Source organism: Variovorax defluvii (assembly GCF_039541515.1).
Lineage (GTDB): Bacteria > Pseudomonadota > Gammaproteobacteria > Burkholderiales > Burkholderiaceae_C > Variovorax > Variovorax defluvii.
In genome coordinates this window covers 80,902-103,100 of the sequence record NZ_BAABGJ010000012.1, presented here as the reverse complement: position 1 = coordinate 103,100, position 22,199 = coordinate 80,902, and the positions used below count along the sequence as shown (strand labels likewise).

At 67.3% G+C, this 22,199-nt stretch carries 17 protein-coding genes; 8 read left to right on the top strand and 9 right to left on the bottom strand.

Features of this window, described 5'->3' with window-relative positions:
- The first annotated feature begins 393 nt into the window (after window positions 1–393).
- The 3 genes from fusA (at window position 394) to ABEA07_RS08110 (ending at window position 3,421) form a co-directional block, all read left to right on the top strand.
- On the top strand, window positions 394–2,454 hold the full coding sequence (gene fusA / locus ABEA07_RS08120; RefSeq protein WP_345537075.1) for an elongation factor G: 2,061 nt from the start codon (window positions 394–396) through the stop codon (window positions 2,452–2,454).
- A 116-nt stretch (window positions 2,455–2,570) separates the two neighbouring features.
- Window positions 2,571–2,846 carry a hypothetical protein gene (locus tag ABEA07_RS08115; RefSeq protein ID WP_345537074.1) on the top strand — a complete coding sequence of 92 codons (276 nt, stop codon included), beginning with the start codon at window positions 2,571–2,573 and terminating at the stop codon, window positions 2,844–2,846.
- Window positions 2,843–3,421 carry a BON domain-containing protein gene (locus ABEA07_RS08110; RefSeq protein ID WP_345537072.1) on the top strand — a complete coding sequence of 193 codons (579 nt, stop codon included), beginning with the start codon at window positions 2,843–2,845 and terminating at the stop codon, window positions 3,419–3,421. The genes ABEA07_RS08115 and ABEA07_RS08110 overlap by 4 nt, the downstream gene beginning before the upstream one ends.
- A gap of 20 nt (window positions 3,422–3,441) precedes the next feature.
- Here ABEA07_RS08110 and slmA read toward each other — a convergent pair whose 3' ends face one another.
- Entirely contained in the window at window positions 3,442–4,095 is a 654-nt protein-coding gene (gene slmA, locus ABEA07_RS08105) for a nucleoid occlusion factor SlmA (protein ID WP_425584089.1), read from the bottom strand.
- 127 nt (window positions 4,096–4,222) lie between these two features.
- Between slmA and galE the strand changes: the two genes are divergently transcribed.
- Window positions 4,223–5,251, top strand: coding sequence for a UDP-glucose 4-epimerase GalE (gene galE / locus ABEA07_RS08100; RefSeq protein ID WP_345537070.1), 1,029 nt, complete (start codon window positions 4,223–4,225; stop codon window positions 5,249–5,251).
- Between the two features lie 13 nt (window positions 5,252–5,264).
- On the opposite strand, the gene argB is transcribed toward galE, so the two are convergent.
- A complete protein-coding gene (gene argB, locus ABEA07_RS08095) occupies window positions 5,265–6,158 on the bottom strand; it encodes an acetylglutamate kinase (protein ID WP_345537068.1) in 894 nt (297 codons plus the stop codon).
- 54 nt (window positions 6,159–6,212) lie between these two features.
- Window positions 6,213–7,307: a glycosyltransferase family 4 protein gene (locus ABEA07_RS08090; protein ID WP_345537067.1), complete on the bottom strand. Its 1,095-nt coding sequence runs from the start codon at window positions 7,305–7,307 to the stop codon at window positions 6,213–6,215.
- A 54-nt stretch (window positions 7,308–7,361) separates the two neighbouring features.
- On the opposite strand from ABEA07_RS08090, the gene ABEA07_RS08085 reads away from it, so the two are divergent.
- Window positions 7,362–8,138, top strand: coding sequence for a glycosyltransferase family 2 protein (locus ABEA07_RS08085; RefSeq protein WP_345537065.1), 777 nt, complete (start codon window positions 7,362–7,364; stop codon window positions 8,136–8,138).
- Window positions 8,139–8,163: 25 nt separating this feature from the next.
- Here ABEA07_RS08085 and ABEA07_RS08080 read toward each other — a convergent pair whose 3' ends face one another.
- The 3 genes from ABEA07_RS08080 to ABEA07_RS08070 are packed head-to-tail and all read right to left on the bottom strand — an operon-like array spanning window position 8,164 to window position 13,056.
- On the bottom strand, window positions 8,164–9,147 hold the full coding sequence (locus ABEA07_RS08080; RefSeq protein WP_345537063.1) for a glycosyltransferase: 984 nt from the start codon (window positions 9,145–9,147) through the stop codon (window positions 8,164–8,166).
- Window positions 9,147–11,009 (bottom strand): glycosyltransferase family 2 protein, encoded by a 1,863-nt coding sequence (locus ABEA07_RS08075; RefSeq protein ID WP_345537061.1) that lies wholly within the window; start codon window positions 11,007–11,009, stop codon window positions 9,147–9,149. Before ABEA07_RS08075 ends, ABEA07_RS08080 begins: the two co-directional genes overlap by 1 nt.
- Before the next feature lie 28 nt (window positions 11,010–11,037).
- Window positions 11,038–13,056 carry an acyltransferase family protein gene (locus ABEA07_RS08070; RefSeq protein ID WP_345537060.1) on the bottom strand — a complete coding sequence of 673 codons (2,019 nt, stop codon included), beginning with the start codon at window positions 13,054–13,056 and terminating at the stop codon, window positions 11,038–11,040.
- A 164-nt stretch (window positions 13,057–13,220) separates the two neighbouring features.
- Here ABEA07_RS08070 and ABEA07_RS08065 point away from each other — a divergent pair, with 164 nt between their 5' ends.
- From ABEA07_RS08065 to ABEA07_RS08055, 3 genes are read left to right on the top strand one after another with little or no spacing between them, the layout of a single operon-like run.
- Window positions 13,221–14,642: a mannose-1-phosphate guanylyltransferase/mannose-6-phosphate isomerase gene (locus ABEA07_RS08065; RefSeq protein ID WP_345537059.1), complete on the top strand. Its 1,422-nt coding sequence runs from the start codon at window positions 13,221–13,223 to the stop codon at window positions 14,640–14,642.
- Window positions 14,639–15,442: an ABC transporter permease gene (locus ABEA07_RS08060; protein ID WP_345537058.1), complete on the top strand. Its 804-nt coding sequence runs from the start codon at window positions 14,639–14,641 to the stop codon at window positions 15,440–15,442. The genes ABEA07_RS08065 and ABEA07_RS08060 overlap by 4 nt, the downstream gene beginning before the upstream one ends.
- Before the next feature lie 7 nt (window positions 15,443–15,449).
- Window positions 15,450–16,157, top strand: a complete 708-nt coding sequence (locus tag ABEA07_RS08055) for an ABC transporter ATP-binding protein (protein WP_345537056.1) — start codon at window positions 15,450–15,452, stop codon at window positions 16,155–16,157.
- 18 nt (window positions 16,158–16,175) lie between these two features.
- On the opposite strand, the gene ABEA07_RS08050 is transcribed toward ABEA07_RS08055, so the two are convergent.
- The 3 genes from ABEA07_RS08050 to ABEA07_RS08040 are packed head-to-tail and all read right to left on the bottom strand — an operon-like array spanning window position 16,176 to window position 21,964.
- Complete coding sequence (locus ABEA07_RS08050; RefSeq protein ID WP_345537054.1) at window positions 16,176–18,326, bottom strand: glycosyltransferase family 4 protein; 2,151 nt, start codon at window positions 18,324–18,326, stop codon at window positions 16,176–16,178.
- The gene (locus tag ABEA07_RS08045) at window positions 18,319–19,452 is read right to left on the bottom strand and encodes a glycosyltransferase (protein ID WP_345537053.1); all 1,134 of its coding nucleotides are present in this window, start codon (window positions 19,450–19,452) and stop codon (window positions 18,319–18,321) included. The genes ABEA07_RS08050 and ABEA07_RS08045 overlap by 8 nt, the downstream gene beginning before the upstream one ends.
- A 4-nt stretch (window positions 19,453–19,456) precedes the next feature.
- Window positions 19,457–21,964 carry a glycosyltransferase gene (locus tag ABEA07_RS08040; RefSeq protein ID WP_345537051.1) on the bottom strand — a complete coding sequence of 836 codons (2,508 nt, stop codon included), beginning with the start codon at window positions 21,962–21,964 and terminating at the stop codon, window positions 19,457–19,459.
- Window positions 21,965–22,199 lie beyond the last annotated feature (235 nt).

The window sequence follows — 22,199 nt, the reverse complement described above, 5'->3', positions numbered from 1 at the left end:
GCTTCCTGCATGGAATCAGTCTCCCGACGGAAACTTAAGCGTCGCTGAAATCGGGATCGGCACGCCTGCCCGCCCCCGCAAAACGCGCAAAGGCGTGAGGAAAGTCTCGCCGTCCTGTTGCGGCGGATCCTCGCGACGTGCCGGCAGCAGGCCTCACCGGGTCATTCCTGCGGGAACGGCGAGTACCACGGCCACGGTGGCGAAAAGCAAGGGTGGCAAGGGTCACGGCAGGACCCTCGAAGCCATCGCTCGGCAGGGGCGGGCGCGGCAGCTTCAACGGTTCCCCGCCTTGCGCCCGACCGTTCAATCCCGTACCCTGAACCGCGAGAGGGGCGCAGCGCCCGTTCCACCGGGCCGCCCGAAAGCGCCTTGCCAGGCGCAAAGGAGATGTCCATGCCAAGCCGAACGAACGGCCTCCTGGCCGAGATGGAAGCGGTACGCACCCTGGCGCTGGTCGGCCCGCCCGCCGGGGGCAAGACCACCCTGGCGGAGGCGTTGCTGCTGAAGGCCGGCGCGATCGGGACGCCGGGCAGTGTCGAGCGCGGCAGCACGGTCAGCGACTTCGACCCGCTCGAGAAACGGATACAGCACTCTCTCAACTCCTCCGTGATGCACCTGGCCCACGCGGGCACGCGCATCCACTTCATCGACACGCCCGGCGGCGCCGACTTCCTGGGCCAGAGCCTGCCGGCCCTGGAGGCGGTGGAGACGGCCGCGGTGGTGATCAACGCGGCGACCGGCATCGAGCCGATGGCGGTGCGCATGATGGAGCACGCCGCCAAACGCAAGCTGGCGCGGATGGTGATCGTCAACAAGATCGACTCGCAGGGTGTGGACATGGCGGGGCTGCTGACGCAGATCCAGGCGGCCTTCGGCCGCGAGTGCCTGCCGGTCAACCTGCCCGATGACAGCGGCACGAAGGTGCTGGACTGCTTCTACAACCGCGAGGGTGGCTGCAGCATGGGCGACGTGGAGGCCGCGCACCGCAAGCTGGTGGAGCAGGTGGTGGAGGTGGACGCGGCCTTCGTCGACCGCTACCTCGAGGAAGGCGACGTGGACGCGAACGAGCTGCATGCCCCGCTGGAGCAGGCGTTGCGCGAGGGCCACCTGATCCCGGTGTGCTTCGTCTCCGCGCGCAACGGGGCGGGCCTGGCCGAGCTGTTGGACGTGATCGTCAAGCTCCTGCCCGACCCGACCGAGGCCAACCCGCCGGCCTTCCTGCTCGGCGAGGGCGACGAGGCCCGGCCGATGGAGGCCAAGCCCGACCCGTCGCTGCACGTGCTGGCGCACGTGTTCAAGGTCACGGTCGACCCCTACGTGGGCAAGATGGGCATCTTCCGCGTCCACCAGGGCACGGTCACGCGGGACAGCCAGCTTTTCGTGGGCGACGGGCGCAAGCCCTTCAAGGTGGGCCACCTGTTCATGCTGCAGGGCAAGGAGTACGTGGAGGTGCAGCGGGTGCTGCCCGGCGACATCGCCGCGGTGGCGAAGGTGGAGGAGATGCACTTCGATGCGGTGCTGCACGACGCGGCCGAGGACGACCACGTGCACCTGGCGGCGCTGGACTTTCCGATCCCGGTGCATGGGCTGGCGATCGAGCCGCAGCGGCACGGCGACGAGCAACGGCTGTGGGAGATCCTGGGCAAGCTGGTGGACGAAGACCCGTGCCTGCGCGTGGAGCACGTGGCGGTGACCAACGAGACCATCGTCTACGGACTGGGCGAGCTGCACCTGCGCGTGCTGCTGGACCGGCTGCGCGAGGTGTACCGCTTCGAGGTCAACACCCGGCCGCCGCGCATCGCCTACCGCGAGACGGTGACGGCGCCGGCCGAAGGCCACCACCGCCACAAGAAGCAGACCGGCGGCGCCGGCCAGTTCGGCGAGGTGTTCCTGCGCATCGAGCCGCTGGAGCGCGGCGCGGGCTTCGAGTTCAGGGACGAGGTCAAGGGCGGCGCGATCCCCTACCAGTTCATTCCCGCGGTCGAGAAGGGGGTGCGGGACGTGCTGGAGCATGGCGCGATCGCCGGCTACCCGGTGGTGGACGTGCGGGTGACGGTGTACGACGGCAAGAGCCACAGCGTGGACAGCAAGGACATCGCCTTCGCCACCGCAGGGCGCAAGGCCTTCATCGCGGCGATCCAGGAAGCGCGGCCGATCGTGCTGGAGCCGGTGGTGAAGATCGACATCGCGGCGCCGGACGGGGCGATCGGCGACATCACGGGCGACTTGTCGTCGCGGCGCGGGCTGGTCACGGGCACTGCCAATGCCGCGGCCGGGACGGTGCTGGTGCGCGGGCAGGTGCCGATGTCGGAGCTCTCGGGCTACCAGTCGCGCCTCAACGCAATGACCAGCGGCCAGGGGCGCTACAGCATCGAGCTGTCGCACTACGAAGCCGTCCCGCCGGCCACGCAGCAGCAGCTGATGGCGCAGCACAAGGTGCGCGACACCGATTAGGGCCGCCTGGACACGCTGGGAAGGACGGCGCATTCCACGCCGGATCGTGGACGGTCGCCTACATCGGCGGGCGGGAGCCGCGCCTATGAAGGAGTTCCGCAACGAGGAGCCACCGCATGGACATCCGAGCCTGCCTTGCCGCCATCAAGGAAGCCGACGCACGCCGCCCCGATTTGCCCGGCGAGCACCTGATCGTGCTGGCCACGGGCGTTCTGCTGCTGATGGCGACCGGCCGCAGCCGATCGCTGATCGGCCGGGCCTTGATCGCGGCCGCGGCCGGCGCCTTCATCGGCCGCGCGGCCAGTGGAACGGGTGGCGTTGCGCGTCTGGCGGCCATGCTGGAATCGATGCGTGGCGCTCCGACGCGGTTGCCGCAAGGAGATGGCCCGTGACGACCCCGATACCGACGACACGCAAGACACGCACGGCGCTTCCTCGCCCCGCGCCCACGGCACGGCTGCTCCGCCTTCACGGCATCTTCCTGCTGGCCGGTGTGCTGGTCTTTTCGCTGACCGTGGCCGGCTGCGGCGAACGCCCGGAAGCCGGCAAGGAACAGGCCCGGCAGAACATCGACAACGCGGTGGAGCAAACAAAGGACGCCACGGCCGCCGCCGCGCGCAAGGCCGCCGACCTGGCCGAAAAGGCGCGAGACAACACCGTGTCCTTCTTCAAGTCGCCCGAGGTCAAGCAGGACGTCGAGGCGGCAAAGCAGGCGGTGAAGAATGCCGGCGCGCAGCTGGGATCCAAGACCAACGACGCCGCGCTCACCGCCTCGGTCTCGGCCGCGATCGCGCGCGACCCGGAACTGGGCCCGCGCCACATCGACGTGGCGTCACAGGACGGCACGGTGCGCCTGAGCGGTTCGGCGCCGAGTGCGGAAGCCAGGTCCCGCGCCGAGCAGATCGCGCGGACCGTCCAAGGCGTGGACGCGGTCGACAACCAGATCGCGGTGACCGCGACCCAGTGACCCGCCCACGCCCGGGAGGCTCAGAGCATCAACGCGATCGCGGCGTCCAAGTGCTCGGAGGGCGCGCGCCGGAAGCCCGAACGCGCGAAGCGCTGCAGCCGCCCTGCCACGAAGGCGGTCAGCGCGGAGGCACGCACCTGGGCGTCGACTGTCGGCGTGGCCGAGCCTTCGTCCGCGGCGGCGCCGCGCAGCGCCTGGCGCAAGGTGGCTTCGATCTTGTCGAAGAACTGGTTCATGCGGTTCTGCAGGCGCTCGTTCTCATAGACCAGCGCGTCGCCTACCATGACCCGCGTCATGCCCGGGTTCTTCTCGGCGAACTGCACCAGCATGGCGACCACGCGCGCAGCCTGCTCACGGCCCGGCTCGGAGCGCTCGGTGATCTGGTTGACCAGGGTAAAGACGCTCTGCTCGATGAAGTCGATCAGGCCTTCGAACATCTGCGCCTTGCTGGCGAAATGCCGGTAGAGCGCCGCCTCGCTCACGGCCAGGCGGGCCGCCAGAGCCGCCGTCGTCACGCGCTCTGCGCCGGGCTGCTCGAGCATCGAGGCAAGGGCCTGGAGAATCTGCACGCGCCGCTCGCCCGGCTTGGGACGCTTGCGCACCGGCGCACCTGCCGCCTCAAGATTCATGGAACTCACCGGAGTGCTCGCTGCGCCTGTCTCGTCGTTCTGCATGGGGCACGTGCAAAATGTAAAAATTTGATTCTCGCACAGCGCAGTGAGCGCGTGCCAACCGGGACTCCACCCTGCGTCGCGCAGAATTGGCGACTTTTTCAACAGTTCGGTGTAAGAAAGAAGATTGATGAGCCCAACCATTCTGGTGACCGGCGGCGCCGGTTTCATCGGCAGCCACACCTGCGTGGCGCTCGCCGCAGCAGGTTATACGCCGCTGGTCCTGGACAACCTGGCAAACAGCGACGCGCGGGTGCTGGACCGGCTGGCGCGCATCACGGGCCAGGCGCCGCGTTTCATCCAGGGCGATGTGCGCGACCGGGCCCTGCTCGACAGGCTGTTGCGCGAGGAGTCCATCGGCGGCGTGATCCACTTTGCCGGTCTGAAGGCGGTGGGCGACTCGGTCGCCGATCCGCTCGGCTATTTCCAGAACAATGTGCACGGCAGCTGGGTGCTGGCCGAGGCCATGCAGGCGGCGGGCGTGCGCACCTTGATCTTCTCGTCCTCCGCGACGGTGTACGGCGACCCGGACCGTTCCCCGGTCCCCGAAACCGCGGCCTTGCGGCCTGCCAATCCCTACGGCCGCTCCAAGCTCATGGTCGAGGAGTCGCTGCGCGACCTGCACCGGGCGCATCCGGCCTGGCGCATCGCGCTGCTGCGCTATTTCAACCCGGTGGGCGCCCACGAGAGCGGCTTGATCGGCGAGCACCCGCAGGGCAAGCCCAACAATCTGATGCCCTTCGTGAGCCAGGTCGCGGTGGGCCTGCGCGACAAGCTGATGGTGCACGGCGGCGACTACCCGACGCCAGACGGCACCGGCGTGCGTGACTACGTCCACGTGATGGACCTGGCCGAAGGCCATGTGGCGGCGCTAAGGCACGCGGAGAAGCAGCCCGGCCTGGTCACCTTGAACCTGGGCACCGGCCAGGGCGCCTCGGTGCTGGAGGTGGTGAAGGCCTTCGAACGGGCCAGCGGCAAGGAGATCGCTTACGAGATCGGACCGCGGCGGCCCGGCGATGTGCCCTCCAACTGGGCCGATCCGGCGCTCGCCGAATCGCTGCTGGGCTGGCGCGCGCACCGCAACCTGGACCAGATGTGCGAGGACAGCTGGCGCTGGCAGCAGGGGAATCCGCGCGGCTACGAATCTGAGAAGCTGTGAACGAACCCTCGATTCAGCGGGCACGGATCATGGTGCCGTAAGCCTGGTCGGTCAGGATTTCCAGCAGCATCGCGTGCGGCACCCGCCCGTCGATGATGTGCACCGCGTTGACCCCGCTCTTGGCCGCGTCGAGCGCACCCTCGATCTTCGGCAGCATGCCGCCGGAGATGGTGCCGTCGGCGAAGAGGTCGTCGATCTCGCGGGCGCTGAGGTTGGTCAGCAGCTTGCCGTCCTTGTCCAGCACGCCGGGGGTGTTGGTCAGCAGCATGAGCTTTTCGGCCTTGAGCACGATGGCCAGCTTGCCGGCCACCACGTCGGCGTTGATGTTGTAGCTCTCGTTCTCCTCGCCGAAGCCGATCGGGCTGACGACGGGGATGAAGGCATCGTCCTGCAGCGCCTTCACCACGCCCGGGTCGATGGCGACGATGTCGCCCACCTGGCCGACGTCGTGGTGGATGCTCGGGTCGTTGCGGTCGGCCATCTTGAGCTTCTGCGCGCGGATCAGTCCGCCGTCGCGGCCGGTCAGGCCCACCGCCTTGCCGCCGGCCTGGTTGATCAGGCCCACGATGTCCTGCTGCACCTCGCCGGCCAGCACCCATTCGACCACCTCCATGGTCTCGGCGTCGGTCACGCGCATGCCCTGGATGAACTGGCCCTTCTTGCCCAGGCGGTTGAGCGCCGTCTCGATCTGGGGGCCTCCGCCGTGAACCACCACCGGGTTCATGCCGACCAGCTTGAGCAGCACCACGTCCTCGGCGAAGTCGGCCTGCAGGGCCGGGTCGGTCATGGCGTTGCCGCCGTACTTGATGACGATGGTCTTGCCGTGGAACTTGCGGATGTAGGGCAGCGCCTGGGCCAGGATCTCGGCCTTGTCGCGAGGGGGGATGTTGAGGACGGGATCGGTCATGGTCTGGAGTGGATTTGACGGATGCTGCAGGATTGTGAGGGAGCCGGGGCCATGCTAGGGCCGGAGCCAGCGGGGCACCTTGAAGCGGACGATCATGAAATAGGCGGCGACATAGGTCGCCACGAAGAGTGCGCTGAAGGCCATCAGCACCGGCGTGTTGTTCCAGAACAGCACGGCCGGCACGACGGTCAGGGCCGCGAAGATCCAGAGGTAGGGCGAGGTGCGGTTGTTGCGGGCCAGCAGCTGGCGTGCCTCGTCGTCGGCGAGCGCCACCCGCACGATCCGGCGGAAGATCAGCTGGTGGAAGTGCAGCGCATCCGGGTCGCTCGGCGACTGGCCGCGCACGAAGCGGCGGTAGATCGAGAACACCGTCTCCCACACGGGGTAGATGAGCAGCAGCATCGGGAACCAGGGCGAGACCACGCGGTGCCGCTGCACCAGCGTGACCGCCGCGAGCGCGATCACCATGCCCCATACGTAGGCGCCGCCATCGCCCGCGAAGATCTTGCCGCGCGGGTAATTCCATACGAGGAAGCCGGCAGTGGCGCCCACCAGGCAGATCACCATCGCGGCAAGTTGCCGGTCCCCGACCTGCAGGGCCACGTGCGAGATCGCCAGGCACACCAGGATGGCGACCGTGCCGGCCAGCCCGTTGTAGCCGTCGATGATGTTGAAGGCATGCGGCAGGCCGCCGATGGCGACCACCGCGAACAGCATCGCGACCCAGGGCCAGGCCTGCAGCCAGCCGTCGACGACGGGAATGCCGATGCGTGCCACGCCCAGCTTCAGGAGCCAGCACAGCAGCAGCGCGGAGCCGATGGTGATGCCCAGGCGGTAACGCACCGAGACGCGCTGGGTGAGGTCTTCGACGATGCCGGCGATCACGGCGGGTGCAATGCACACGAGCGCGATGCTCGAGACCTTCACCGGCCAGTTGACGTTGAAGGGGTCGGAGGGCCAGCCTGCCACCAGCCAGGCGACGCCCGTGCCCAACAGCATGCCGGCACCGCCGAGCCGGGGCACGTGGCCCTTGTGGAAGCGCTGCGGCATGTCGCTGCCATAGCGCCGCGCATGGCGGCGCGCCCGGCGCATGAACATCTGCACCGCGATGGCGGAGAGGAGGAAGCTGATGACGATCAGGGTGAGCATGGGCGGGAGGACGGTACCTTGGGGAACCCTAGAATTCCCGGGCGAAATTAGACCATGCCCTCTCCCCTGCCGCCCCCTCCTGCCATCACGGTGTCGATCGTGAGCCATGGCCAGCTCGAACTCATCCGCCCGCTGCTGGACCAGCTCGATCAATTCAGCCGCGGCACCATCGCGAAGGTGCTGCTGACGCTGAACATCCCCGAGCCCGACGCACTCGCCAGCGGCCGCTGGGGCTTTCCGATGGAGCGCATCGAGAACGCGCGGCCGATGGGCTTCGGCGCCAACCACAACCAGGCCTTCGCGCGCTGCGAGACGCCCTGGTTCCTGGTGCTCAACCCGGACATCCGCCTCGACGCCGACGTGCTGGCGCCGCTGCTGGCCCATGCGACGCCGGATGCGGGGCTCATGGCACCGCGCATCCTGGAGCCCGGCAAGACCACGCCCGAGCAGCACCGGGCGATCATCACGCCGCAGGAGATCGTGTCGCGCCGCCGCCCGGGCTATGCCATTCCCGCCGAGCCGGCGTGGATCCCGGGGCTGTTCATGCTCTTTCGCAGCGAGGCCTATCGCCAGATCGGCGGCTTCGACGAGCGCTTCTTCATGTACGGCGAAGACTTCGACATCTGCGCGCGCCTGCGCCTGGCGGGCTGGAAGATCCGCATCGCCGAGCACCTGCGCACGCGCCACGACGCCCAGCGCGCCAGCCACAGCAGCAAGCGGCACCTGTACTGGCACCTGACCAGCCTGCTGAAGGTATGGACCTCACCCGCCTTCTGGCGCTACCGGCGGCTGGAGGCCGCCACGCGCGCTGCGTCGCAGGCTGACACCTGAGCGCAGCGCCCGCACTCCGCGGACCTCAGCCGCGCTCCAGCAGATCCTGCGCGATGGCCTGCTTGCCGCGGCCGAAACGGTCGTAGCGGCCGCGGGCGGCTTCGCGGAGCACCGGCAGCAGGCGGGCCAGGCGCGAGGCCGGCAGCTCAGCACGGAAGCGCTGGTGGGCCACCTTCCCGCGCTGGGCCTGCAGCCGGGCCTCGGGCACGGGGCCGGGCAGCGACTCCAGCCGCTCGAGCAGGGCCTGGGCGCGGCGCAGGCGCTGCTGGTGCTTGCCGCCACGCGTATCCGTGGCCTTGCGCAGCTTGTCGGCCAGCGTCGGGCGCCTGGCGCCAATCTGGTTGCGGCCGTGCTGGCGGTAGTCGATCAAGGGCTCGGGCAGCACGTCCATGCGGCCGATGGCGGCGGCGATCGCGCCGAGCCATTCGTCGTGCACCCACTCCTCGGAGAAAGGCAGCGCAGCCTTCAGCAGGGTGCGGCGGAACAGGGTGGTGGCGCCGGTCACGAGATTGCGGCGCAGCAGGACGTCGAAGGCATCGCCCCTCGCGATCGCCTCCAGCTCGGCGGGCTGGACCTCCAGCGCCTGGAACAGCGTGCTGCCCAGGGAGCGGAGCTCCTCGTCGACCAGGCGGGCATCGGTGTGCAGCAGCAGCAGTTCGGGCCGCGCCTCGAAGACACCCGCCATGCGCGCCAGGCGTCCGGGGTGCCACACGTCGTCATGGTCGCAGAGCGCGATCAGCTCGTGCCGGCAGGCGCGCACGGCCTGCTCGAAGTTGCGCGTGACGCCCAGGGGGGTGCGGTTCTCGAAGACGGTCAGCGCGATGCTGGAGGCCACGCCGCAGGCGGCCATGGTCTGGCGCACCAGCGCCACGCTGTCGTCGCTGGAGCCGTCGTCGGACAGCACGATCTCGCGCGGCAGCCGATCCTGCGTGCAGATGCTCTGGACCTGCGCGGGCAGGAAGCGCGCGCCGTTGCGGGTGCAGAGGGCGACGGAGATGTCGAGCGGCATCAGAAGGGGGGGAGGCGGGGGGGCCAGGCGTAGCTGAAGTCTTCGCGCTCGAGCATGAGGTTAGGGCTGTAAGCGGGGTCGTTCTCCAGTAACGCCCCCCATCGCTCGCGCATCGCGGCCAACTCGCGCTGGAAGCGCGCCTCGCGCTCGGGCGAGACGTTCTTGCCGCGAGTGGCAGACTCGTGGTGGATCAATTCCGCGTACGGCGTCCAGACGTTGCGCAGGCCCGCCTCGCGCAGGCGCAGGCAGAAGTCGATGTCGTTGAAGGCTTCGGCGAAGCGCACTTCGTCGAGGCCTCCCACCTGCTCGTAGAGGGCCCTGCGCACCACCAGGCAAGCTGCCGTCACGGCCGAAAAGGACTGGATGAGCGCCGCCCGCCCGCCATAGCCCTCGCGGCCGGCCGGCATGCCGCGGTGCGAATGGGCGGCGGTGCCGCCGAGCCCGAGGATCACGCCGGCATGCTGAAGCGTCATGTTGGGGTACCACAGGCGCGCCCCGACCGCGCCGACGCCGGGCTGCAACGCCAGGCTGACCATCTCGGAAAGCCAGTCGGGCGACAGCACCTCGATATCGTTGTTGACCAATGCGACCAATTCCCCCCTCGCCTGCGCGACGGCGCCGTTATTGAGCTGGGCGTAGTTGAAGGGGCGTTCGTCCCGCAGCACGCGGATGTTCGGCTGCTGCGCCAGGGAGCGGAAGTAGTCGAGCGCGGCCGGATCGTCGGACGCGTTGTCCACGATGAGGATCTCGTAGGCCGGGTAAGTGGTCTTCGCCTGGATCGAGCTCACGCACTGCCGTACCAGCTCGAGCGCGTTGCGGGTGGGAATGATCAGCGAGACCAGCGGCGGGTCGTCGGGCAGCGCATAGCGCACCCTGTAGCCGAAACCCTGAAATTCCGCGCTGGCGCGCACGCCGGTGCGCTGGAGATGCTCGTTGAGCGCCCGCTCTCCCGCCACCGCGGCATAGGGCTTGGCAGCCATTGACTTGGCCGTGCTTTCACCATGCACGCGCCAGTGGTAAAGCACCCGGGGAATGTGACGGATCTGCCGCTGCTCGACACGCTCCATGCAGCGCAGCACCAAGTCCCAGTCCTGAGAGCCTTCGAGGCCGACGCGGAAGCCGCCTACATCTCGCACCAGGTCGGAGGCCAGCACGCCGAGGTGGCTGAACATGTTCTGCGAGCGGAACAGGTCGGGGTTCCAGTCCGGCTTGAAATAGGGTCCGAAGCGGTGGCCGCGCTCGTCGACCTTGTCTTCGTCCGAATAGATCAGCCGCACGTCTGGGTGCTCGGCGATGCAGTCGGCCACGCAGAACAGCGCATGGGGCGGCAGCAAGTCGTCATGGTCCATCAATGCGATCCAGCCCCCGCTCACCAGTTCGATCGCGCTGTTGGACGACGCCGAAATGTGGCCGTTCTTCGGCCGGAAAACGACCTTGATGCGCGCGTCGCCTTCGCTGTAGGCACGCAGGATGTCGCGCACCTCCTGATTGGACGATGCGTCGTCGGCGATGCACAGCTCCCAATCGGGGTAGATCTGCGAACGCACCGACTCGATGGCCTCGCGCAACCAGCCCGGATGAGGGTTGTAGGTCGGCATCACTACCGAGATCAGCGGCCGGTCCCTCAACCTCGCGACGCGTTGCGCGATCTTCTCGCGCAGTTCCGGCGTGATCGTGTCGTACCGGCGGACCCATTTGTCGTAGTCGTTGTAACCGCCGATGCGGCGACCCAGCTCCCAGCGCACACCGGCCCAGCCCGACTTGCCGAAGATGCGCCAGGCCCGCTGCAGGCGCCCGAACAAGCCCGGGCCGCGCAGAAGCGCGAGCGGACTGACGAGAAATCGATAGACCAGGCTCTTCATGGGCGCTCGTCCTTGAGGGGCAGATACTTCATCGCGGCGCCGTGATCGCCGGATCGAGGAAGGTGGCGGCGTGGCGGACGAAGCCCGCGCGCAGGTGGGCGCCGTCCTTGTAGATGGGATCGCCGCCGGTGCCGCTGCGCATGCATTGCTGGTCGCTCACACAGACGGCGGGGGCTGGGTCGAGAACGATGGCGCCGGCCCCCTCGGCCAGTTTGCGCAGCCGTTCCTGCAATGCCTTCTGGGCCGGCGGGAAGGGTGCGGACGAGGGCAGAGACGACGCGCTCATCTTCCCAAGCCGGCTCCCGTGAATCAGCAGCCGGGGCTCGAATTCCGCGGACAGCGGTGGATTGAGGATCAGGTAAACCTTCTTGTTGGCCGCGCGCAGCAGCTTGATCAGCGTTTCCAGCGAGACCAGCGACCGCGCCACGCCGTCGCCGCCGCGCAGGTAGTGGCGGCCCTGGACATCGAGGAAGTAGTACCGGTCCGGCGGCGGCGGCGCGCTCGCACCGGGCATGGCCTCGCCAACGTCGAAATAGCAGGTCCAGCAGCCGCCGAGGATCACGGTATCGATGTCGGAGCTGAAAGCGAACTTGAGCAGTTCGTCGCGCCGGGGCCCGCACAGCGGATCGCGGTCTTCGAACAGCTGCGGCACCGGCGGGCAGGCGCCGCGGGTGCCGAAGTAGAGCGTCTTGAGCCGGTCGGGCTCGGTCCCATCCAGTTCGACCGCCCGCGGTGCGAACTGCTCGACGTGGCTGTCGCCCAGCAGCAGCACACGTTCCTTGCCGTTGCCGATCCGGTAGATCAACTCGCCTCGTTCCTTGACTTCCTTCATGCCGTCCGGGTAGGCCCAGTCGGCGTTGGCGGCGACGATCGACTGCACCGCGGGATCGTTGTTGCGCGGGGGCAGAACGCGGCCGTAGAGCACCAGGCCGGCAACGCTGAGCGCCACCATCCCCGAAGCCAGGGCCTTGACGACACCTGCCCCCTGCCGCCTGCGCAGGCCGAGTTCGAGGAAGCGGTAGGTGAGCCAGGCCAGCACGACCGCGGCGATCACCGCCACGATGCGGATCTCCCGAGAGGGCTCATGGCCCTCCAAAATGCGCGCGTAGGCCAGCAGCGGCCAGTGCCACAGGTACAACGGGTAGCTGATAAGGCCCACCCATACCATCGGCCGCGAGCCCAGGACATGCCGGTTGAGCCAGGCCCCCGGCCCCGCGGAGATGCACAGGCATGCGCCCACCACCGGAAGCAGTGCCCAGAAACCGGGGAAAGACTTGCCCCGGCTGATCAGAAGCAGCCCCAGCCCGACCACCGCCAGCCCCGCGATGCTGCGCAGCTCGCGCCGGAAGACGTTGCGGTGCGGCTCCCGGCGCAGCGCCCCCCAGGCCAGCAGCGCGCCGGCCGCCAGTTCCCACATGCGGGGCAGCGGCGAATAAAAGGTGGCGGTGGCGTAGCGATGCACGCCAAGCACGTTGAGAAGGAAGGACAAGATGGTCACCACCCACATCCAGATGAGCACGGTGCGTCCCTTGCCGCCACCGAAGCGCCAGGCCAGGCCCAGCAGCACGGGCCAGAAGATGTAGAACTGCTCCTCGACCGCGAGCGACCACAGGTGCAGCAGCGGCTTGACCTCGGCGGCGGTGTCGAAGTAGCCGGCTTCTCCCCACAGCACGAGATTGACGACGAAGCCGGCGCTGGCCAGCAGATGCTTGCCGAGCTGGCTGGCCTCGTCGGCCAGCAGGACATACCAGCCGAAGACAAAGGTCGCCGCCATCACCACCAGCAGCGCCGGAAAGATGCGGCGGATGCGCCTGGCGTAGAACTCGCGGTAGCTGAAGCCCTCGCCCGCCAGGCTGCCGAAGATGATGGTGGAGATCAGGTAGCCGGAGATGACGAAGAAGATGTCGACACCGATGAAACCGCCCGGCATCCACTTGGGGAAGGCATGGAAGGCGACGACGGACAACACCGCGATGGCGCGCAGGCCGTCGATGTCGGGGCGGTATTTGGGGTGGGCGAGATGGGGCTGTTCTTCTTGCGTCGACATGCGGGCGCTGGGGAGTCTGGGGCGGCAGCGGCGACCCGTTGTCATTGTCGTGGCGCCGCGCGTGATTATCTTCCGTTCGGGAATCGCTTCGTTCAGGGTCGTGCGCAGCGCCGCCAGGCGCCACCGGTAAAATCGCCCCCTTTTGTCCGAAGAGAAGGAAACCAATGCGATTGCTCTCTGTGGTGCTGTCGGGGGGAGCCGGTTCCAGACTCTGGCCGCTTTCCAGACAAGCCTTTCCGAAGCCTTTCATGAAGCTGGGGGGCAGCACCCTGCTGCAGCAGGCCATCGAACGCGGTCAGGCGTGCGGTACGGGCGACCTGATGGTGGTGACGAACAAGGAACATCATTTCCTCACCAAGGATGTGCTGCGGCAGTTGAGCGATCCGCCTTCCACGACCTTCCTGCTGGAACCGAGGGGCCGCAACACGGCGCCCGCGATCGCGCTGGCCGCCCTGCAGTGCGAGCGCCAGTTCGGTTCGGAAACGGTGATGCTGGTCCTGTCGGCAGATCACCTGGTCCCAGATGTCGAGGCTTTCGTGGCCAGCGCCAGCGAGGCCTTCAGGCTTGCCCAGGAGGGCTCGCTCGTTCTGTTCGGCATCATGCCGAGTACACCCGAGACGGGCTTCGGCTACGTCGAGGTCGAGCGCGTATCGCGCGACAGCCAGAAGGCGCTGCGCTTCGTCGAGAAACCGGACCTGGCCACCGCCCAGGAGTACCTGGCTACCGGCCGCTATTACTGGAACAGCGGCATGTTCTGCTTCACCGCCGCCGCCATCATCTCGGCCATGGAAAGACATGCGCCCGAGGTCCTGAGCGCTGCGCGCCATGCGCTCGACACATCGCAGTCCAAGGGCGACGCCGTCAACTTCGACCTGCACGCCTTCGGCCTGCAGCCCGACATCAGCATCGACTACGCGGTCATGGAGCGTGCCGACAACGTGCGGGTGGTGCCCGCGCGCTTCGCCTGGAGCGACGTCGGCTCCTGGCCCGCGGTCGCGAATGCACAGCCCTCGGACGCCAGCGGCAACACCTTTCCCGACGACCACGTGGTGGCCGTGGACACCACGGGGACGCACATCCAGGTCGAGAGCCACGGCCCCAAGATCGTCGCGGCGCTGGGCCTGCGCGACCTCGTCATCGTGGACACGCCCGATGCCCTGCTGGTGGCGCACAAGAACAGCGCGCAGGAAGTCAAGAAGGTGGTCGACATTCTTCATTCCCGCAAGCACGAGACCGTGCAGTTGCCGGCGGTCGTGCATCGGCCGTGGGGTACCTACGCCTCGCTCAAGGAGGAGGACGGCTACAAGGTCAAGCGCATCACGGTGAAGCCGGGCGAAGCGCTGTCGCTGCAGTACCACCACCAGCGCGCCGAACACTGGGTCGTAGTTCAGGGAACGGCCATCGTGCAAATCGGTGACGTCGAGCACAAGACGCTGCCCGGCGAATACCGCTACATCCCGCTCAAGGAAAAACATCGCCTGACCAACATCGGGCAAGAGGAACTGGTGCTGATCGAGGTGCAGTGCGGCGGCTACCTGGGAGAGGACGACATCGTCCGCCTGATCGACACCTACGGACGCGTATGAGCCAGGCGCACTCGAATCTTCACCGAAGCGCCTGGGGCGACTGGTGGGAGGGAACCCGACGCACCGACATCTGGTGGACGCTCGCCTGGTTCGACATCTTGCTGCGCTACCGGCGCTCCATGCTGGGCCCGCTCTGGCTGACCCTCAGCATGGGCGCGATGATCGCCGGCATGGGCCCGCTGTACAGCTCCTTGTTCGGCGCGGATCTGTCCAAGTTCTTTCCGCACCTGGCACTGGGCATCATCTTCTGGACCTTCTTCTCGACCATGGTGGTCGACTCGTGCAACGCCTTCATCGGCTCCAGCAACTACCTCAAGCAGGGCTACTTTCCGATCAGCCTGTTCGTCTGGCGCAGCATCGCGCGAAACCTGATCCAGTTCGCGCACCACATCGTGCTCTATATCCCGGTGGCGCTCTGGACCGGCGTTTCGCTGTCGTGGTCCGCGCTGCTCGTGATCCCGGCCTTTCTGCTGGTGCTCATCAATGCCCAGGCGCTCGGGCTGGCCCTCGGACTGGTCTGCACGCGCTTTCGTGACGTGACGCAGATCGTGACCAGCGTGATGCAGATGCTCATGTTCCTCACGCCCGTCTTCTGGCTGCCCGAAAGCCTGCCGGGACGCGCGCAATACCTGCTGTACAACCCCCTGGCCCAGATGCTGGAACTGTTGCGCACGCCGCTCATGGGTGGCGTCGCCGATGCCCACAACTGGTGGGGAATGGGCATCTGGACGATCCTGAGCGTCGCAGCGTCGAGCATGCTGTTCGCGAAGTACCGGCGCCGCGTGGTCTATTGGCTCTAACAAGAAAATGGCATTTATTTCCCTCAAGGATGTCTCGGTCAACTTTCCCATCTACGGCGCCGGTGCCGCATCGCTGAAAAAGACGCTCGCGGCCTCCGTCACGGGCGGCCGGTTCGGCAAGGAAACAGGCGTCAACGTCGTGCAGGCGCTCGGCAACATCAACCTGGAGCTCAAGAGCGGCGACAGGCTGGGGCTGGTGGGCCACAATGGCGCCGGGAAGTCCACGCTGCTGCGTACGCTGGCCGGTGTCTACGAGCCCTCTTCCGGTGAATTCGTTCGCCAAGGCACGGTGGCCAGCCTGATCGATCCGGCATTGGGCATCGAGCACGATGCGACGGGGCTCGAAAACATCATGCTGCGCGGCCTGGTCATGGGCATGAGCAAGAAGCAGATCGACGACCTGACCCCCGGGATCTGCGAGTTCAGCGGCCTGGGCGAATACGTCCACATGCCGGTGCGCACATACTCCACCGGGATGCTCATGCGCCTGGCCTTCTCCATCTCGACCAGCGTGGAGGCCGACATCCTGCTGATGGACGAATGGCTGTCGGTGGGCGATGCCGAGTTCACCGAGAAAGCCGAGCAACGCATGCGGGACGTGGTGAGCAAATCGGGCATCCTGGTGCTGGCCTCGCACTCGCCAGACCTGATCGCCAAGGAGTGCAACCGGGTCGTCCACCTCGAGCATGGGCGCATCGTCAGCCAGACGCCTTGATGCCCCGGCGGCAGGGTCTCAACGCGCGAGCGATCCCGTCCGCAATTCCCTGATCTCCGCGAGCCGGGCTGCGATCCTTTGCCCGGCAGCCTCCAGCGAGAGATTGGCACGCGCGCTCGCCGATGCCCGCACCCCCAGCTCGCGCGCCCAGCCTCGATCGTCGTACAGCCGACGCATCATGCGAGCGGCTTCAGCCAAGGAAGGCTCGGCCCAGTGGAGGCCGGCGTCGTAAGGAGGAATCGAGGTGCCCAGCGGAACGAGGCGATAGGGCACCAGCAGGCTGTTGTCCGCATCCATGAAATCGACGTTGCCGGAGAAGCCGGTCGCGATGACCGGCTTGCCCATCAGCATGGCTTCGGCCATCGTCAGTCCCAACCCTTCGCTGCGATGCAGGGACACATAGGCATCGCAGGCGTTCATCAAGGACAGGACCTCGTCGGGGGAGTAAACCTCGTCGATGAGGGTGATGGGCGCCCCCGCCGCAGCGGCGCGCAGCTCGCGCATCTGGACGGGATGCCGATCGCCGAAAGAGGTCTTGAGCACCAGCCGCACCGCCTCGCCTTTGCGGAAGGCCTGCCGGAATGCGCGGATCAGCCCGAGCGGATTCTTGCGCTCCATCACGCTCACCATGTGGAAGCTGAAAAGGAAGGTGAACTCGGCCTCCGGCAGCCCGAAATGCGACTTCGAGCGCGTGGTGAATGGGGCCAGGCGCACCCCGGGGAACAGCGTTCGGACCGGTATCTGCAGGCGCTCTCGCAGCCCGCGCGCGCCGAATTCGGTTGCGGCCCAGACCTCGTCCACCTGGGCCGCATGGGCAACCCAGGCTTCGGGAATGCGGTCGAATTCCCAGTACCAGTAGGCGATGCGATAGCTGCGCAGCGGGCTCTCGGCCAGATGCGCCCGCTCGTAAGCGACGTCGAAGAAGGGTTCGGGCTGGGTGTGGAGGATCGTGATGTCGTGGCACTCGAGCCCGTGGTACTCGGCATGCCGCGGTTCGTCCCTCGCGTCGGTCAGCACGTCGCGAAGCGAGGTGGGGACGCCGGCGACACGCATCCCTTCCACCATCGACTCCACCGAAACGCGCAATCCCGACGGATAGCAGAAATGGCCAATCACGTTCGCACCGCAGCTCGCCAGCTCCGCGGCGATGGCCGACGCGTCGAGACTACGGAGCCAGTTCTTTGCTTCGACGTCAAGGCCGGCCTGGTCCGTTGTCAGCCATGACAGGAAGGCCTGCGCATGCACGAGCCCGGCGAAAGCCCGGGGGTGCGCCTGCCGCCAGGCCGGCCGGTTCCGATAGGCAACGCGGACCTGGTCGGCAGGCGTATAGAAGTCGGGCCAGGTCGCAGGGTTCAGCCACGCTCCCGCTGCGCCGTATTCAGCCACGAACCAATCAACGAAGCCGGCTCGCCCGAAGACTGTCATGCCTTCCGGCCGTGCGCGCTGCCACGCAGGCGCGAACGCATAGGCCAGCATCAGCTCGCGTCCGGGGTTCTGCGCCGCCTGCAGGAACAGCCACCAGATTTCCTCCAGGCGCAAGCCGTCGAGCTGCCGATCCCTTCGCATGAACCACCGCCACAGGCTGCGCATGCCCGCCGGCGTCAGGCCGTGGGGCAGAAGCCGCCCTGCCCTGTCGTGTGACAGAAACGCCTGCCGCGCACGGGCGCCGAGATCGGCGTTCAGTGCGGCAACCAGGCGGGCAAGGCGGGCGCCGTCCAGGCCTAGCGCCTGCGCACCCTCCGATCCCAGCCATGCTTCGAACGCCGCCCGCCCGCGCTCGGTCCAGCCTTGCGGGAAGCGTTCCCGCAGATCCGCGCGGGTGCGCCAAAGGTCTACCAGAAAGCGCGCGCCCGTTGCGGTATCCCGGATGCTCTCGGCGGAGACCAGCCCCCAATGGATCGCCTGTGCAGGCAGCCCGGCGGCCGCAGCGATGTCGGCATCGTCGAACAGATCGAGCGAGGGCGCGGGGAGCACCGGGTCGCCCCGGCGACGATGCGCGAAGCGCACCGCTTCCGCCTCCTCGAACGGCGAGAGCGCAGCCGCATCCGCGGCGGCCCGTGCATGTTCGCGCCGCGCTCGCAGCCGCTCGCCGGTGCGCCACGGCGTGGCGAGCCACCATGCGCCCTTGGCCAGGCGACGCAGAAGCGGCGGTATGCTGCGCTCAGCCATGGGAACGACCGAGCCACTGCCGCGCGGCCTGCACCATCGGATGCCACATGAAGCGCGTGGACCTGAAGATGGCATGCTCCCTGACGAGCCGGCGCAAGCCGCTGGGCGGTGGCGCGGGCCCGCCGAGCGCCACCGGAATCCGTTCCGGCAAAGGATGGCGATAGCGTCCTTCGTAGAGCGCCTCGCTCGGGGTCAGGACATAGCGGACCAGCGCAGACTCGGCCTGCTCCCAGCGCTCGCGCCCCGCGCGCGCACTCTCCCGCGCGTTCGCACCGAGCCGCGCGGCCTGTGAAAGATCGAGCGGACGGGGATCGTGCACGTCGTACAGCAGCCCGTTGTCACCGGCGACGATGTATTCGTTCATCGTCCCCTGATCGGGCGCCACGACGCATTGGCCACGCGCCATGGCCTCCAGGAAGGACTGACCGATGCCCTCCTCCGGTCGCGGTGCGAAGTAGATGTTGGCGCGGTCCAGGCAGGCGTCGAGTTCGGCCTTGCTCTCGAACCAGGTCGACAGTGTGATGTTGTACCTCGCCATCTCCTCCGACGAAGGCTGCTCGGCCTCGGGCGTGCCGGGGTCGGTCGCCATGTGCACGTGAAAGCTGTCGAAGCGCGTGTTCTCGATCAGCCGCCGGATGGTCCGCCACGGCAGTTCCAGTTCACGCCGCACCCAGAAAAAACCGTGCAAACCCTCCCGCCAAGGCAGCGGCGCCGGGGACACCGGCCGGTAGTAACGGACAACGTGGCTCACGATGCCGAAGCCGCCGGTCATGCAATGTGCAGCGCTCGAAAAATTGAGGACCTTCGAACCTTGGAACGGCTCCCAGAACGCCGAGAGATTCTGATGCGGACCGCGCCAGAGGCCGAACTGGTCCAGCATCGGGACGTAGATGACGTTGGGGTGGAGGTGACGGAAATACCGTCCGCGCGGCGGGCAGTACGACTGGAACATGAGAACCACTTCGTGCGAGGCGACCCGCTCGAACTCGATGGGCGCACCGCCTCGCCATGCCTCGTCCCAGAAGCGCTCGACGACATGACCATGGCGCGTCAGCAGATCGGGAAGAAAGTCCGTCGAACGCGTGGTCTGGTGGAAGGAATGGTCGACGTAGGCGATGCGTGCCACGCCTTCAGCCTTTCAGCCGCCGGTAGCCGCCGGCAGCCGCTCCATAGAGCCGGGGGTAGCGGACCAGCAGGGACTTTCCGGCGTCTTTGAGCCGGCGCGCGAATCTGCCGCGCGGCGCCGGCGCAGACTCATCGGGAACATCTTCGGGGTGCTGCATGACCGCCACCGAGGCCCAACCCACGGCACTCAGCAAATCCGCGCGGTCGTGATGCCGCGCCTTCAGCTGCCTCAGGAAATCCATGTGGCTTTCGGCACGCTCGGCATGCCCCTTGACGACCGCGCCCGGCAACGAGAAAAAGCTGTCGTAAAGGCCCTTCACCTCTGCGGCGGACAGACAGGGGAAGCGCTCCGCGACGATCCGCATGCACTCCAGGCTGTGCTTCATGATATTGCTCGAGGTGCCGCCGAGCGAGTAATTCAGGGTCGCCTCCTTCGTGTAGACGAACTTCGCACCGGCTTCGAGGCAAGTCATGATCCATCGGAAATCCGCGGCGATCTTGAGCGAGGCGTCATAGGCTCCGGAGCACTCGTAGGCCTTGCGCGTCGCGTAGATCGCATTGTGGCAGACGTGGGCACAGGTGAAATAGCTCCCTGGATGGACGAAGGCGGGCCGCCACGGGTGGTCGATGCCCTCCGCATGCACCAGCGCGGCCGACAACAGCAAAGCCGCCCTGCCTGTGTCCGCGCCCAGGCGCTGCACAGCGATCTCGGCTGCCTGCGGCTCCAGCCAATCATCGGAATTGAGCACGCAGATCAGGCTGCCGCGGGCCAGTTGCACGGCCTTGTCGAGTGCGTCGTAAAGACCCTCGTCCGGCGCCGACGCAAAGTAGTCCAGGCGGTCGCCGTGGGCCTTGACGAGCTCGAACGTGCCGTCGCTCGAGGCACCGTCCAGCACGATGTGCTCGACATTGCCATAGGTCTGCGCCTGCACGCTCTCGATGGTGCGGGCGAGCGTCGCCACGTTGTTGCGCACGACGGTGACGTAGCTCACCAGCGGCTGCCCAGGGCGATCCTGCTTCATGCTTCCCCGGGTCCGCAGCCCACCTTCCTGCGCGGCGGACCCCGTGGTCGACGGCAGGCGGTCCGTCCAGGCTGGCCAGCCCGGCCGATCCGTGCGAATCCGCGCAGGTACGCTCAGGAGATGCGCCTCGAAGGACGGGCCCACGGCGCCGTCGTCGTATCCGAGGAAGCCCGCCAAGGGCTCCGGTCGGGAACCCAAGGGTTGGCTCGCCTCGACCTTCCGACCGGGTGCCGCCCCTCCCCGCGCGGCCTGGCGCTGCGCGTGCGCTCGCACAAGCGTGTCGGCCACGAGAGCGGCACAGCGATCCCAGCTGAACTGCCCGGCACGAGCCAGGCCCCTGCGGGAAAGCTCTTGCCGCAAGGTCTCCGATGCGGCCACCTGGCCGATGGCCTGCACGACACCCTGCAGGTCATCCGTGTCGAGCAACAGGCCGGCGTCGCCTACCACCTCGGGAAGCGAGGAGTTGTTCGCGCAGATCACGGGCGTGCCGCAGGCCATGGCCTCGAGAGGCGGCAGACCGAAGCCTTCGTACCGCGAGAGATAGACGAAGCATTGCGCGTCGCTGTACAGCGCCGAAAGATCGGCGTCGTCCACGAAGCCGGTCGCGATGATGCGGTGCCCGCGATCCCTGTCATCCGCTGCGCTGAGGGCATCGTCGAATTTCTCCAGCTTCCATCCCGCCATGCCGGCCAGCACCAGGTGCATCTCGCTCTCGGGGTGTTGGTCGCAGAAGCGCAGAAAGGCATGCACGACCTGGTCGAGGTTCTTCCGGATCTCCAGCGTGGCCACGCTCAGGAGATAGGGCACACCGGCCGGAATACCGTACTTCTCGCGCATCGCCGCCCGGATGGCGAAGTCGGAGCAGGGCCTGAACATCTTGCTTGCGGCCAGGGGAGCGACCGTGATCTGCTCCGGCCGCAGATCCGGCCGGCATTCCAGGAGATCCTTGCGCGTGTGCTCGGAGATCGTGAAGATCACCGTCTCCTCGGTCAGGCCAGCGACGATGTCGCGGACCTCGGCCGATGCTTCCTGGCTGAAGTACTCAGGCCGATGGATGGCGATGAGGTCGTGAATGATGTGCGCCTTGAGCACCTGGTCGTCGGCTCGCCAGTTCGCGGGCGCGACCCCGAAAGGACACAGCAGAACGTCCGCGTCGGCAGAAGGCGCGGCGGGCGTGGTGTGCAGCGAAACCGGGATCTCGTTCGACTGCAGGTAGTCGGCGATGGCCGCTTCCTGCCCCTCCCGCGCCACGAAGCGAACGTCGACTCGCCCCGAGGTCGCGAGCCGGGGGAACAGCTCGTCGCATACCCGGTAGACGCCGGTTTTGACACCTTGCGCGAGCACATAGGCATCCAGCGCAAGCCGCGGTTTGATCTCTTTCATCTTCGAAGCATCGGGGGTGAGCGCCGTGGAGTCTGCCAGACGAAACGGACAGCCCCTTGCGCCACCGGACTGAATTTTTGCCGCCATACCGTGAAGAATGCGTTGCAAGTCCCTGATTCGCTGGACGATTCCTCGCGAAAAAGCCTTCAGACAAACATATCTGCGCCACGCGCGTCTTCGAAATCGCGAAGCACCATGCCGCCAAGTGCGCCGCGCTGGAAGATGTATTAAGAGGCTTCGGCAGATGTTCCGGGCTGTGCCGGCCTCAGCCACAAAAGTTCACTTTCCGACTTCAGGCAAAATCCCGGGTCCGGCGCTGCAAGGCGCCGCTTCTCTTGGATCG

What these genes read in the sequence shown, in the direction of transcription:
- fusA (WP_345537075.1), top strand. Translation starts at nt 394, where the DNA reads ATGCCAAGCCGAACGAACGGCCTCCTGGCCGAGATGGAAGCGGTACGC.
- ABEA07_RS08115 (WP_345537074.1), top strand. Translation starts at nt 2,571, where the DNA reads ATGGACATCCGAGCCTGCCTTGCCGCCATCAAGGAAGCCGACGCACGC.
- slmA (WP_425584089.1), bottom strand. Translation starts at nt 4,095, where the DNA reads ATGCAGAACGACGAGACAGGCGCAGCGAGCACTCCGGTGAGTTCCATG.
- galE (WP_345537070.1), top strand. Translation starts at nt 4,223, where the DNA reads ATGAGCCCAACCATTCTGGTGACCGGCGGCGCCGGTTTCATCGGCAGC.
- argB (WP_345537068.1), bottom strand. Translation starts at nt 6,158, where the DNA reads ATGACCGATCCCGTCCTCAACATCCCCCCTCGCGACAAGGCCGAGATC.
- ABEA07_RS08090 (WP_345537067.1), bottom strand. Translation starts at nt 7,307, where the DNA reads ATGCTCACCCTGATCGTCATCAGCTTCCTCCTCTCCGCCATCGCGGTG.
- ABEA07_RS08085 (WP_345537065.1), top strand. Translation starts at nt 7,362, where the DNA reads ATGCCCTCTCCCCTGCCGCCCCCTCCTGCCATCACGGTGTCGATCGTG.
- ABEA07_RS08080 (WP_345537063.1), bottom strand. Translation starts at nt 9,147, where the DNA reads ATGCCGCTCGACATCTCCGTCGCCCTCTGCACCCGCAACGGCGCGCGC.
- ABEA07_RS08075 (WP_345537061.1), bottom strand. Translation starts at nt 11,009, where the DNA reads ATGAAGAGCCTGGTCTATCGATTTCTCGTCAGTCCGCTCGCGCTTCTG.
- ABEA07_RS08070 (WP_345537060.1), bottom strand. Translation starts at nt 13,056, where the DNA reads ATGTCGACGCAAGAAGAACAGCCCCATCTCGCCCACCCCAAATACCGC.
- ABEA07_RS08065 (WP_345537059.1), top strand. Translation starts at nt 13,221, where the DNA reads ATGCGATTGCTCTCTGTGGTGCTGTCGGGGGGAGCCGGTTCCAGACTC.
- ABEA07_RS08060 (WP_345537058.1), top strand. Translation starts at nt 14,639, where the DNA reads ATGAGCCAGGCGCACTCGAATCTTCACCGAAGCGCCTGGGGCGACTGG.
- ABEA07_RS08055 (WP_345537056.1), top strand. Translation starts at nt 15,450, where the DNA reads ATGGCATTTATTTCCCTCAAGGATGTCTCGGTCAACTTTCCCATCTAC.
- ABEA07_RS08050 (WP_345537054.1), bottom strand. Translation starts at nt 18,326, where the DNA reads ATGGCTGAGCGCAGCATACCGCCGCTTCTGCGTCGCCTGGCCAAGGGC.